Genomic DNA, 12,527 nt, shown 5'->3' with positions numbered 1-12,527 from the left:
TGCGCCGCGCTGCCTGCTGGCGGTCGCTGCTTGTGGTCGCCGAGGTTCTGTGCCCCTCGCCGCGTCGTCGCCGTAAACGGAACCAGGCCGGTCCGGTGGTGTAAAGCCGGATCACACCTGCTGTGGTCCGGTTTCGCCCGGCTTGACACCGCCAAACCGGTCCAAGATCGGGTAGTTAAGGGTTTGTGGGTGCTGTCAAGGTTTGTTCGGTGTTGACGGTGTAGGTGCCTGGTGCGGTTTTGGTGATGTGGCCGCGGCGGGCGGCGGTGTTGAGGGCGACGCCGATGGCGTTGAGGGGGTCCCAGCCGGTGATGCCCAGGGCGCGGGCGAGTTGGCGGGCTTGGTGGGGTTGGCCTGGGTGGGTGTGCAGGATGGCCAGGGCGCCGATCGTGTGGTCGCTCATGGTGGGATGGCGGGTGCGCAGCGCTTGGATGGTGGCGGGGTTCGCTGGCTCGGTGGCGGGCGTGGCAGGGGGCTGGATGTGGGTGTTGATAGTGCGGATGGCGGTGCCGGTCGCTGGGCGGGGGTCGTCGGGTCGGTGTTTGGGGTAGCGGGAGCCGGGTTGCTTGAGCACGCGGGCGGCGACGCGGGGTCGGCGGGGATCCAGGGGCTGGTCCAGGACGGCTGTGCCGATGGTGCCGAGCAGGGGGTCGGGGTGGCCGGCGATGTGGTCGGCGCGGATGACGCTGTCGCGGGCGGCGGCAAGGGCGACGGTGACCGAGCAGCGGTCCGGATCGAAGCCGGGGCGGGTTGCGGCGGCGTCGGTGGTGACGGTGGCCAGGATCTGCCAGATGCAGGCCAGTGCCCACATTTCCTGGGCGATCCCGAAGGGGTCGCCGGAGCGCAGCACGGTGCGGCCGGTGAGGGTGTGGCGTAGTCCGAAGAAGCAGGTCTCGATCTCCCAGCGCTGGTGGTAGAGCTCCACCAGGGTCTTCGCGGGGTGGGTGCGGTGGTCGGTCAGTGAGGTGATCAGCCGCCAGCGGCCGCTCACGACGGTGCCGTCGGCGCCGGTGATACTGATCTGCGCATCGATGACGCGCAGCCGAAGTTCGCCGATGCGGGTCAGGAACGACCCGTCGGGCAGCACGGCCAGCACCGCGGGTTTGCGTACTGCGCTGGCCCGGATGAGGAACTGCGCCTGGCGTCCGGCGACGCAGGTCATGACCTTGTCGGCGTCGAAGGCCGCATCGGCCAGCAGCAGCATCGAGGCATCCAGCCGGGCCCACAGCGCGGCGGCGGTGGACTCTGCGACCGACAACGCCGTCACCGTCGCGCCCAACAGCGCCCGGGTGCCGCACTCGGCCAAAGCCAGCAGCTGCACCCCAGGCCAGCCGTCATTACCGCTGCGGCGCCGCCCGATCCGGAACACCGCCCGGTTCCGCGCCGTGTCCGGCGCCTTGAACGAGGAACACCCGTCAACAGCCACCATCCGCAACCCCCGATAGCGGCAGCCCGGCATCCCCGGCCAGGACGTCGGACCAGCCAGGTGCTCGAACAACGACCTGATCGGCGCTACCGACACCCGCCGCCGCAGATCCCGCAACGCCTTACCCGACGGAGCCGGCACCATGATCTTCGGCAGGCCCCGCATAGCACCGGTCAGATGCGACCACACCCCGCAAAGGCCCACCTCCGGAAACAACACCATCGCCAACACCACATACACACCCACCCGCGAAGGCAGCATCCGCACCCGCTGCTGCACACACCCGGTGGCCTCCAACACCGCATCGACCAGCTCGAACGGCACCAACGCCGTCAACTCACCCAGATGCCCCGCAGCGAACACCCCCGGCGCCACGTCGATGGTGCGCTCCGCACGGACCATGGCAGACTCAGACACGACGAGACCTCCGAACAACGGTTTTCCTTAGACAAGAACCCGTGTATCAGAGGTCTCGTTTCACATGCCAGCCCAGCAGCCCAGGGCCTTGACACCACCGGCAAACCCTTAACTACCCGCTCTTGCGGCCCGGTCAGGTTGGCAGAGCCCGCCGACGCGGCGAGGGACCCAGAACCAACACCCCGCATGGTCCGGTCGGACACGACGAACCGCGCCGCCGGTTGCGCTGGCCCGTCATCAACCGCGGCGGGTGCGCCTACGTGCGGCGTGATGGCCGGGCAACCGCCGGAGCCGGCAGACCGTCTTTATATACGATGCCTTATCCGAGGCCTCTGCAATACGACGGCGCCTATCTTCGGCGAATCGCACATATCAGTACATGGAGCTATCGCATGCGCTTGAAGTCCCTGATCTCCCTCGGCGTGGCCGCGGCCTGCGTGCTGGCTGTCGCGCCGGGTGCCTACGCTGCCGCGTCGCCGGCACCGCCGACTACCACGACTACCGTCGTCGCGACGACGCCCTCGGACAGTGTTGGTGGGCTGCCCGCGTCCAGCCTGGATGGGCGGGTTGCGTACGTGCCGAGTTCCGGCGTGAAGACTGCGGCGCTTGCTGCGCGGCATGTCGGCGGCGCGACTGGGTACGACATCTCCTGGCCCGAGTGCGGGGGGCCGATGCCGCCGGCGTCGTCCATTGCCATCGTTGGTGCTGATGGCGGGCATCCCTTCAGCCAGAACCCGTGCCTTCAGCAGGAAGCCGCTTGGGCGGCGGGCGCGAGCAACCACGCGCAGTACATGGTGCTCGACTCGCCGATCGGCTTCACTTCGCCGCACGTGTTGCAGTACGCGTACCACGGCCCGGCCGGTGACTGTACCGCCACCGAGTACTACTGCCAGTCGTTCAACTGGGGTTACAACGCCGCGTACTCCGCGGTGCAGAATGCCACTGCTGGGGGAGCTACCAGCGACAAGTGGTGGCTGGACATCGAGTTGCCGCAGGCTTCGAGCATCGACCCGCCCGGTGCTCAGTGCTACACGCCGAACTTCTGGGTCTGCGACCAGAGCCTGAACTCCACCGTCGTCGTGGCCGCCGAGATCGCGTTGCGGCAGCAGGGCAAGGATGTGGGCGTCTACTCCACGCAGAAGCAGTGGGGCGCCATCACCGGGGGTCTGCCGTTGGGCGGGCCGATCTGGATTGCCGGGTACGACTATGCGGCTGCGACGTACTGTGACGTCGCCAACGCCGGCAAGTACTGGTTCGCTGCGGGGGCGCCCGAGTTCGTCCAGAGCCTGCCGGCGACGTACGACCCGGACACCGCCTGCTGAGTGGAGTTCATCGGTGGGAGTGGCGACCGCCGGCACCGACGGTCGCCACTCGCCGCCGGAGGCGTGCGGGGGTCAGCTGCCGACGAGCATCTGCCAGGTCTGCGGTCCGACTTGGCCGTCCACGCCCAGACCGTGGGCGGACTGGAAGGCCCGGGCCGCGGTGGCGGTGCCGGCGCCGAAGCTGCCGTCGACTGTCAGGCCGTAGCCGAACTTGTTCAGCTCCACCTGGGCGGCGCGGACGTCGTCGCCGGTGGCGCCCTGTTGGACCTGCACGATGAGTGCCGACCAGGTCTTCGGGCCGATCTGGCCGTCGGCCCCTAGACCGTGTGCGGACTGGAAGCTCTTGGCCGCGGCCGGAGTGCCCGAGCCGAACTGGCCGTCGGCGGTGATCGAGGCGCCGTGGTAGCGCAGCAGGTACTGCACGGCCTGCACGTTGCTTCCGGTGTCGCCGTCGATGACGTTCGGCCACGGCGGTGCGACGGCGCCTCCGCCCGAGGCGCCGCTGCCGGTGCCCACGAGCATCTGCCAGGTCTGCGGGCCGACCTGGCCGTCCACGCCCAGACCGTGGGCGGACTGGAAGGCCCGCGCGGCGCTGGCGGTGCCGGCGCCGAAGCTGCCGTCGACGGCCAGGCCGTAGCCGAACCGGTTGAGCTCCACCTGCGCGGCCCGGACGTCGTCGCCGGTGGACCCCTGCTGGACCTGCACGATCAGTGCCGACCAGGTCAGCGGGCCGATCTGGCCGTCCACGCCGAGGCCGTGCGCGGACTGGAAGCTCTCGGTCGCGGTGAGGGTGGGCGCCCCGAACTGGCCGTCGGCGGTGATCGAGGCGCCGTGGTAGCGCAGGAGGTACTGCGCCGCCTGCACGCTGGGCCCGGTCATGCCGTCGGTGATGTTCGGCCAGGACGGCAGGATGACGCCGCCCCCGCCGCCGCCCTTGCCGCCCCACTGCCCGAAGTCGGCGGCCATCGCCTGGTCGAGGTCCGCGTCCTTCCCGGCGACCGTGATGTCGTTCTGGACCTGCCGCAGCTGTGCGCGGCCGTCCCAGTTCCCGCCGGACCAGGCGTACGTCTGCCAGCCCCAGGCGATCTTCCCGTTGTTGAAGAGCTCCTGGATGACGTGGTAGCCGGCGTACGCGCCGGTCCGAGAGCGGCCGATCACCGAGGCGACGCCGTCGAAGTAGGAGTTGAGCGCGGCGTACATCGAGGGCTGGAGGTCGAAGTCGACGCTGAAGTAGATCGGCCGCGTCGACGGCATCCCGTCGGCCAGTGCCTGCCGCTGTGCCTCGGTGGCGTGGCCGGCGCCCTGGGAGTAGGGGTCGGAGGGGACGCCGGTCTGCCAGGACTGAAGCCCGTCGGACTCCCAGTTGGAGACGATGCCCAGACCCGCGGCGGTCAGAGCCTGGGCCTCGGACAGGGTGAGGACCTTGGTGTTCGGCAGCCAGCTGAGGTAGCGGCACACGAAGCCGTAGCCCGCCGCGGCGACCGAGGCGGCGGTGAGCGAGGCGTCGGAGTAGTCGATCCCGTACACGGTCCCCGCGGTTGCCGCCGACGCGGACTGGGCCAGCCCGATACCGGCCACGGAGGCGACCGCGGCGCCGCCGGCGAGAGTCAGCAGCCTGCGTCGGGACAATCGAGGGCTGTCGTCAAACTGGTTCATGACACGGTCCAATCCTTGACGTGTGGTTGCGGAGAGCGCCGCGTGAGCCGTAGATCGAGCCGGCCCATCGTCGGCGAACCCCGGCCCGGTATCCAGACCGGCCCGGGGCTGGGAACCGTTCGCACCGCACGACAACACCGCTACCTGCGGCTTGGGACACCGGATCGTGCAACTGTCGACTGAGCAGTTGAACGCGGCCGCCGTGATCACGCCTGGACAACCAGCGATCGCCGGGCCCCCTCGCCAATGGCGGGACCCGGCGTCGCAGTGCCCTGTCTGGTCTCAGTGCCCTGTCTTGTCACAGTGCCCTGTCTATCCGCAGGGCTCACCGATCACTCAGTGAACCGACCAGACCTGGTTGGCCTGAGTTCCGCCGCCGCCGTAGCAGTCCCAGATCTGGAGCAGGGTGCCGTTGCCAGTGCCCTGATTCGCCGCGTCCAGGCACTTGCCGGAGTTGGGGTTCGTGATGGTGCCGTTGCCGTTGACCTGCCACTGCTGGGCCGCGGTGCCGTTGCACGACCACAGCCGGACCTGCGTCCCGTCGGCCGTGCCGGCGCCCGCCACGTCCAGACACTTGCCGGACTGCGGGTTGACGAACCGGCCGCCGGTGTTCGACCACAGCTGGTTCCACCCGCCGCCGCAGTCCCACAGCTGCACCGGGGTGCCGTCGGCGGTGCCGAAGTTCTGGATGTCCAGACACCGGCCGCTGCCCTGGCCGACGACCTCGCCGCCACCGCTGCCGCCGCCACCGCCGCCGGAGCCGTTGGCGGTGAAGGAGAAGGAGTTCACGCCGAGGCCCGGGCCGCCCTGCCAGGGTTCGAAGCCGAACTGGACGCTGGTCAGGTACCAGGCGCTGCTCATGTAGCCGCGGCTGAGCGAGTCGTTCGTGAAGTCCTTGATGTTCACGGTGATCGCGGTGGTCGGGTTCTCGCGGACGTAGGACACGTCGTTCCAGCCGATGCCGCCGTTGTTCATCCGGGACTCCCACACGTCCCACGTCGCGCCCTCGATCGTCGCGGTGCCGATCTGCGAACCGGCGGGCCGGGGCGCGCCGGAGTGGTTCGCCCAGATCATCAGTTCCTCGCCGTCGTTCTGGCCGGAGGGGTTGGGCTGGGTGTCGAACCAGATGTCGTAGGAGGCGTCCCACTGGCCGGCGGCGGTGGCGAAGTCGACGCTGGACTGCGGGTTGCCGAACGCCGAGACCTGCAGGGGTAGTCCGCTGCCGGTCGAGCAGTTGCCGTAGTGGCAGCCCGCGTAGATCGACGGGTACGCTGCGGGCGCGCCGCCGGTCCCGACGTTGTGGTTCCCGGTGGTGACGGAGAATCCGTCGTTCGTCACGTCCAGGCACTGCTGGATCGTGTCGCCCCATTCGTTGTTCTGCACGATGTACTGGCCGCCGGAGACCGCAGTGCTGTCGAACTTGCCGCAGATGGTGGTGTCCGCGTGGGCGGCGGACGCGGTGAACGTCCCCGTGGCCGCCACCGCGAGCGCGAGCAGCCAGCCGCGCCATCTGCGAGCGGTCGGGGATTGCCGGAACTGAGCCATGGACGAGACCTTCCGTTGGGTCGCCAGAGGTGCAGTTGCCAGCGCTTCCGGTGTCGGCCGAGCGATCAACCTGGGTCTGGAATCCCCAGTCGATGTCACTTCGGCGGATGAATTGGAAGCGCTTCCGGTGAGAGTAGCGATCCGATGCGTGACAGGGAAGGGGCTTTGCAAGGATTCTGTTACCCGACGGCAACAGGAGCGGTCAGGCGCCCTCGTGAAATGATGGGAGCGCTTCCAGCGCCGCGGGAGCCAGAGCCGCTCGACCGCCCGAAAGGCAGACGCGCCATGCCCGAGGCACCACGCCGTCAACCCACCCTCGACGAGGTCGCCGAGCGGGCCGGCGTCTCGCGCACCGCCGCGTCACGGGTTCTGAACAACGCCCCGCACGTCAGCAAGGCCAAGCGCGACGCGGTCCAGAAGGCCATCAGGGAACTGGGATACGTCCCCAACGCGACGGCCCGGGCCCTGGCCACCAGACGGGCCGGCGCGGTGGTCCTGGCGATCACCGACGACGACTCCGCGCTGGGCCAGGACACCCCCTTCTACAGCCAGGCCATCGCCGGGGTCACCACGGTCCTGGAGGAGACCGGTCTGGAACTCATGCTGGTCCTGGTCAACTCGCCCCGCAGCCGCTCCAAGCTCCAGGACGTGCTCCAGACGCACAGCGCCGCCGGCGTCATGCTGATGGGCCGGCACGGCGACGACCCGCTCGCCGCACTCGCCGAACAAGCGGGCATGCCGGTCGTCTTCGGCGGCCGCCCGCTGAACGTCGAACCGCGCTTCTACGTCGACTCCGACAACCGCGGCGGCGCGCGCGCGGCCACCGAACACCTCATCGCCCGGGGACGCAGCCGCATCGCCGCCATCACCGGCCCGCTCGACAGCGACGCCGGGCTGGCCCGCCACCGCGGCTACCTGGACGCGATGGCCGTGGCGGGCCTGGACGCGGACCGGGTCGCGCACGGCGACTACACCGAGGCCAGCGGCACCCGGGCGATGCGGGCGCTGCTGGACCGGCACCCGGACCTGGACGCGGTGGTCGCCGGCAACGACACCATGGCCATCAGCGCCCTGCGAACACTGACCACCGCCGGCCGCCGCGTCCCCGACGACGTGGCCGTCACCGGTTTCGACGACTACCTCGCCGCCCGGCACACCGCCCCGCCGCTGACCACGGTGCACCAGTCGATCCAGGCCTGGGGCCGGGAGATGGCCCGGATGCTGCTCGCGGTGATCGACGGCGAGCAGCCCAGCCCGCTGATTCTGCCGACGCGGCTGATCGTGCGCGAATCCAGCTGACGCGGTCAGTAGCCTGCTGTGGTCGGACGCCCGGGTCTCAGGGCAGGGTGACGACGACCTTCGCCGCTGAGACACCGCCGCGCTGAAGGTCCAAGGCAGCCTGGATGTCGTCCAGGCTCTTGCCGACGACCATGGGCTTCGGGGCCGCCAGATAGCGGCCGTCGGCCAGCGCCGCGGGTAGGAAGTCGCGGTAGATCGCGGTGCCGACCTCGTTGGCCTTGAGTGTCGTGCCGAATATGAACTTCAGCCCGACTCCGCGCGTTCGCGCCGCGAACTGCAGCGCGACGTTGGCGCCGATGAGGCTCGCGAGCAGGCGCGGAAAGGCGAACCTGCCCCGGTCGGGGTCGCCCAGGCGCTCGAAGGGCACCGGAGCGGTGGCCAACGCCACGAACTTCTTGCCGCGGCACTTGCGGACGATGCGGACGCAGGACGCGGCGGAGGTGGCGCCGAAGGCGATCGCGCCGGCCAGGGTGCGGCCTTGGAAGGCCTCGATGATGTCCGGCACCACGGTCGGGCTGTTGTAGTCGAAGACCGCGCTCGCGCCCAGGGCTCGGACGTAGTCGAAGTTGCGCGGCGAGGCGGTGGTGACGACCTCGTAGCCGGCGGCGACCGCCAGCTGGACGGCGTTGCTGCCGGCGCTGGTGGATCCGCCCCACACCAGGACGGTCTGGCCGGTCGGCTCGGGGTTCGCCGACGGATGCCGCAGGCCCAGGTGGCCGGTCTGGAACAGACCGCAAGCGGCGGTGGACACGGCCAGCGGGAGCACGACGGCGTCCTCGAACGGCATCGCGTCCGGCAGCGGGCAGGCCATCTTCTCCGAGACGGCGGTGTAGTGCTGGAAAGCACCCTCAGCCGCACTGTTGCTGTCCTTGTCGGTCCCCACAGCGTGCCCGATCACCCGGTCGCCGACGCGGAATCGGGTGACCTCGGTCCCCACCTCGACGACCTCGCCGGCGACGTCCGCGCCGAGCACCGTCGGGTAGCGCAGCCAACCGTAGGTCAGGCTGCCCTCGACCTGGATGATCCAGTCCAGGGGGTTGATCGCGACCGCACGGTTGCGTACGACGAGCTGGTCGGGGCCGGGTCGGGGGTAGGGGCGGGCCGGACTTCCAGGCGGGCGTGTTTGGCCGGGATCCAGGCAGCGGTATTCGTGGGCGTGTTCGTCGGCGTGTTTGCGGGAGTGGTCATGGAAGAGCTCCTGCCAGTGATTGCACTTGGTGTAATGACTTCACTGTGCCAGGCGATTGCACCAAGTGCAAACAGTGACTTCACCGCGTGCGGACGCACCGGCGGACGCGCCGGTAATGTGATGGCCATGGCACGGTGGGAACCGAACGCGCAACAGCGGCTCCAGCAGGCGGCCGGAGCGTTGTTCGCCGAACGCGGCTACGCCGACGTCACCGTCGCCGACATCGCCGAGCGCGCCGGCCTGACCAAGCGCACGTTCTTCAACCACTTCCCCGACAAGCGCGAGGTCCTGTTCGCCGACGCCGCCGCCTTCGAAGCGGCCGTCCTGAAGCACCTGGCCGCGGCCGACCCGGCCCTGGCGCCCCTGGACGCCGCCGTCGAGGCCCTGGCCGGCGCCGGCCTGAGCGACCTGGCGAAGTACGGCGAGTACGCCGCCACCCGGCGCGACCTGATCGCGTCCTCGACCGAACTTCAGGAACGAGACCTGATCAAGACGGCGGCGCTCACGGCGGCCATCGCCGCCGGGCTTCTGGAGCGCGAAGCGCCGCCACGGACGACGGCCTTCGCCAGCAAGGCGGCGGTCGCCGTGTTCATCGCCGCCTGTGACGACTGGATCGACTCCCCCAGAGCGAATCTCGCCACCCTGATATACCAAGAGCTGGCCGAACTGCGGCGCGCGGTTTGCGGAGCCTGATTCCGCCCGGAGGGCCGTCGCGGGTTTGGGGCTCGCCGTGGCGGCAGCGATCGAGAAGGAGTGAAATCGACTTCTGCGACGCGGTCGAAGTCCAGTAGTCTGTCCACTTCTGTACATCTACTCCACGCGCGGCAGCGGCGTGTGGGACGGTCGGGAGCGCACAACTAGATGGCTGCGAACGAGGCGCCGGATCCCTCGCAGGCTCGTAACCTGGAGGAGTTCATCACAGCCCTCGGAGAGTTGCGGCAATGGGCCGGCGGCCCGTCCTACCGGATGTTGGCCAAGCGCGTCGGCCCGCTGATGCGGCCGCCGCAGCTCGTCGCGCACACCACTGTCACCGGGGTCTTCCAGCCCCAGCGCCGCCGGTTGGACATCGATCTCGTGACGACCATCGTCCGGGCCCTCGGGGTGGACGAGCCCGAGGTGGCGCGCTGGCGGCAGGCCTGCATCCGGGTGCACGTCAAGGCCAAGGCCGGCCGCTCGGTCGGGCCGCTCCGGCAGCTGCCCGCGAATCTCGCCGCCCTCACCGGGCGCGACACCGAACTCAAGCAGCTCCTCGACATCGCGGCGGCCACCGGCGACAAGGCGAGGACGGTGGTGGTCTCCGCGATCGACGGCATGGCCGGGATCGGCAAGACCGCCCTGGCCGTGCACGCCGCTCACCTCGCGGCCAAGAACTTCCCCGACGGGCAGCTGTTCGTCGACCTGCACGCGCACACCGCCGGCACCGGCCCCCGCGACCCGAACGAGGCCCTGGGCCGGCTTCTGCAAGCCCTCGGCCTGGCTCCGCAGGCCATCCCGCCGGAGTTGGACGAGCGGGCCAAAGCCTTCCGGAACCGCCTGGCCGGCACCCGCACCCTGATCGTGCTGGACGACGCCGCGAGCGAGCAGCAAGTCCGCCCCCTGATTCCGGCCGCTCCCGGCTGCCTGGTCCTGATCACCAGCCGCAACCGCCTCAAGGCCCTGGACGACGCCCAACCGCTGCCGCTGGACGTCCTGGATCCCGCGGACGCGATCGCCCTGCTGCGCCGGCACGCCGGGCCCGGCCGCGTCCCCGCCGACGACCCGGCCGCCGCCCGCATCGCCGAGTTGTGCGGATACCTGCCGCTGGCGCTGCGCATCACGGCCACCAACCTGGCCCACCGCCCCACCTGGACCACCGACCACCTGGAGACGCGGCTGCGCACCGGGCTGGCCGACCTGGCCGCCTTCGACGACGGCGACCGGCGAGTGCGTGCCGCCTTCGACCTGTCCTACGACAACCTCGCCCCCGAGCAGCAAGCCATGTTCCGCCACCTCGGACTGGTCCCCGGCCCGGACAGCGACCTCTACGCGGTAGCCGCACTCCTGGACACCGGCGTGAACGAAGCCGACACGCTGCTCCAGGACCTCACCGACCGCAGCCTGCTCATCGAAACCGCCCCCGGCCGCTACCGGCTGCACGACCTGCTGCGCGAGTACGCCCGCACCCTAGCCGTGACCCACGAATCCACCGAGCAGCGCACGACGGCGCTGGACCGCCTCCTGCACTACTACGCCCACACCGCACAAACCGCGTCCAACGCCATCTCCCGCTTGCCCCGCCCCGCACCCGACAGCCCCTCCCCCGCCCACACCCCCGATCTGACCGAGCCCGAGACCGCCCGGGCCTGGCTGCGCACCGAATACCGCAACCTCGATGACGCGCGAACCCAGGCCGGCCATCTCGACCGCCACACCATCGCCTTGGCCGCGGGTATGGCCGAGATTCTGCTCTCCGACGGCCCGTGGATCCACGCCTTGGAAGTCCACCGGGCCGCGGCAGAGGCAGCCGCCCGTCTCGACGACTGGGCCGCCCACGCCACCGCCCTGACCGACCTGGGGCGGGTGCGGCGTCTGACCGGGGATTCGCCGGGCGCTGCGGACGCCTTCGCGCAGGCTCTGGAGATGTCCCAGCAGAGCGGCTATCGCCTCGGTGAGGCCAACGCCCTGACCAATCTGGGACAGGTGCGGCACCTCAGCGGGGATTTTCCGGGTGCTACGGAGGTCTCCGCCCAGGCCCTGGAGATCTTCCGGGAGATCGGCGACCGCCTCGGCGAAGCCAACGCCCTGACCAATCTGGGGCGGGTACTGGACACGAGCGGGGATTATCTGGGTGCGGCGGATACCCATACGCGGGCCCTGGAGATCTTCCGGCAGATCGGCAACCGCCTCGGCGAAGCCAACGCCTTGAACGACCTGGGCCGAGTGGGGCATATGCGCGCAGATTTTCCGAGCGCGCTGAACGCCCATACGCAGGCCCTGGAAATCTTCCAGCAGATCGGCAACCGCCTCGGCGAAGCCAACGCCTTGAACGACCTGGGCCGGGTGGGGCATCAGAGCGGGGATATCGCGGGCGCGCTGGACGCCCACACGCGGGCCCTGGAGATCTTCCGGCAGATCGGCAATCGCTTCGGCGAGGCCCTCGCCCTCCACGACGTGGGGCTGGCGCGCTGTCTGACCGGGGATCTCCCGGGCGCGGCCCAGGCCCACACTCAGGCCTTGGAGATCTTCCGACAGCTCGGCAATCGGGCCAATGAGGCTTCGACGCTGAACGACCTGGGCCGGGTGCGCTATCTGACCGGCGACTTCCAGGGCGCGGCGGACGCCCACAACCAGGCCTTGGAGATCTTCCGGCAGATCGGGTACCGCGGCAACGAGGCCTGGGCGCTGAACTTCTACGCGGCCGCGATCGCCGCGCTCGGCGACCGCCCCCGAGCTTTCGCGCTGTACCAGCAGGCTCTGGCGATGAACCGGGAGCTGCGCAAACCCGACGACGAAGCGATCTCGCTGGAGGGCATCGCCGATCACTACGTGGCCACCGGCGACCCCACTCAGGGTCTGGCATACCTGAACCAGGCATTGGAGCTCTACCGGCGCCTCGGCATGCGCGCGGACATCGAACGGGTCCAGGGCCGGCTGTCCGAACTCGGAGCGCGTTAGCCGCGGCGGCGTGGGCGTC

Annotated in this window: 8 protein-coding genes; 4 read left to right on the top strand and 4 right to left on the bottom strand. The window is 70.0% G+C overall.

Annotated elements, in window-relative coordinates; all coding sequences use genetic code 11:
* Positions 1-175 precede the first annotated feature (175 nt).
* On the bottom strand, positions 176-1,843 hold the full coding sequence (locus ABH935_RS07750; protein ID WP_370377098.1) for a transposase domain-containing protein: 1,668 nt from the start codon (positions 1,841-1,843) through the stop codon (positions 176-178).
* A gap of 392 nt (positions 1,844-2,235) precedes the next feature.
* Here ABH935_RS07750 and ABH935_RS07745 point away from each other — a divergent pair, with 392 nt between their 5' ends.
* Entirely contained in the window at positions 2,236-3,165 is a 930-nt protein-coding gene (locus tag ABH935_RS07745) for a hypothetical protein (protein WP_370377097.1), read from the top strand.
* Positions 3,166-3,237: 72 nt separating this feature from the next.
* Here ABH935_RS07745 and ABH935_RS07740 read toward each other — a convergent pair whose 3' ends face one another.
* Both ABH935_RS07740 and ABH935_RS07735 read right to left on the bottom strand, forming a co-directional pair.
* A complete protein-coding gene (locus ABH935_RS07740) occupies positions 3,238-4,821 on the bottom strand; it encodes a peptidoglycan-binding protein (protein WP_370377096.1) in 1,584 nt (527 codons plus the stop codon).
* 336 nt (positions 4,822-5,157) lie between these two features.
* Positions 5,158-6,366, bottom strand: a complete 1,209-nt coding sequence (locus tag ABH935_RS07735) for an RICIN domain-containing protein (protein WP_370377095.1) — start codon at positions 6,364-6,366, stop codon at positions 5,158-5,160.
* Positions 6,367-6,651: 285 nt separating this feature from the next.
* Between ABH935_RS07735 and ABH935_RS07730 the strand changes: the two genes are divergently transcribed.
* On the top strand, positions 6,652-7,665 hold the full coding sequence (locus ABH935_RS07730) for a LacI family DNA-binding transcriptional regulator (protein WP_370377094.1): 1,014 nt from the start codon (positions 6,652-6,654) through the stop codon (positions 7,663-7,665).
* Positions 7,666-7,702: 37 nt separating this feature from the next.
* On the opposite strand, the gene ABH935_RS07725 is transcribed toward ABH935_RS07730, so the two are convergent.
* Complete coding sequence (locus ABH935_RS07725) at positions 7,703-8,803, bottom strand: zinc-binding alcohol dehydrogenase family protein (protein WP_370377274.1); 1,101 nt, start codon at positions 8,801-8,803, stop codon at positions 7,703-7,705.
* A gap of 177 nt (positions 8,804-8,980) precedes the next feature.
* Here ABH935_RS07725 and ABH935_RS07720 point away from each other — a divergent pair, with 177 nt between their 5' ends.
* Complete coding sequence (locus ABH935_RS07720; RefSeq protein ID WP_370377093.1) at positions 8,981-9,547, top strand: helix-turn-helix domain-containing protein; 567 nt, start codon at positions 8,981-8,983, stop codon at positions 9,545-9,547.
* 168 nt (positions 9,548-9,715) lie between these two features.
* Positions 9,716-12,508 carry a tetratricopeptide repeat protein gene (locus tag ABH935_RS07715; RefSeq protein WP_370377092.1) on the top strand — a complete coding sequence of 931 codons (2,793 nt, stop codon included), beginning with the start codon at positions 9,716-9,718 and terminating at the stop codon, positions 12,506-12,508.
* Positions 12,509-12,527 lie beyond the last annotated feature (19 nt).

The organism is Catenulispora sp. GAS73 (assembly GCF_041262085.1).
Lineage (GTDB): Bacteria > Actinomycetota > Actinomycetes > Streptomycetales > Catenulisporaceae > Catenulispora.
This window is presented reverse-complemented; position numbering and strand designations above follow the sequence as displayed.

What these genes read in the sequence shown, in the direction of transcription:
- ABH935_RS07740 (WP_370377096.1), bottom strand. Translation starts at nt 4,821, where the DNA reads ATGAACCAGTTTGACGACAGCCCTCGATTGTCCCGACGCAGGCTGCTG.
- ABH935_RS07745 (WP_370377097.1), top strand. Translation starts at nt 2,236, where the DNA reads ATGCGCTTGAAGTCCCTGATCTCCCTCGGCGTGGCCGCGGCCTGCGTG.
- ABH935_RS07715 (WP_370377092.1), top strand. Translation starts at nt 9,716, where the DNA reads ATGGCTGCGAACGAGGCGCCGGATCCCTCGCAGGCTCGTAACCTGGAG.
- ABH935_RS07720 (WP_370377093.1), top strand. Translation starts at nt 8,981, where the DNA reads ATGGCACGGTGGGAACCGAACGCGCAACAGCGGCTCCAGCAGGCGGCC.
- ABH935_RS07735 (WP_370377095.1), bottom strand. Translation starts at nt 6,366, where the DNA reads ATGGCTCAGTTCCGGCAATCCCCGACCGCTCGCAGATGGCGCGGCTGG.
- ABH935_RS07730 (WP_370377094.1), top strand. Translation starts at nt 6,652, where the DNA reads ATGCCCGAGGCACCACGCCGTCAACCCACCCTCGACGAGGTCGCCGAG.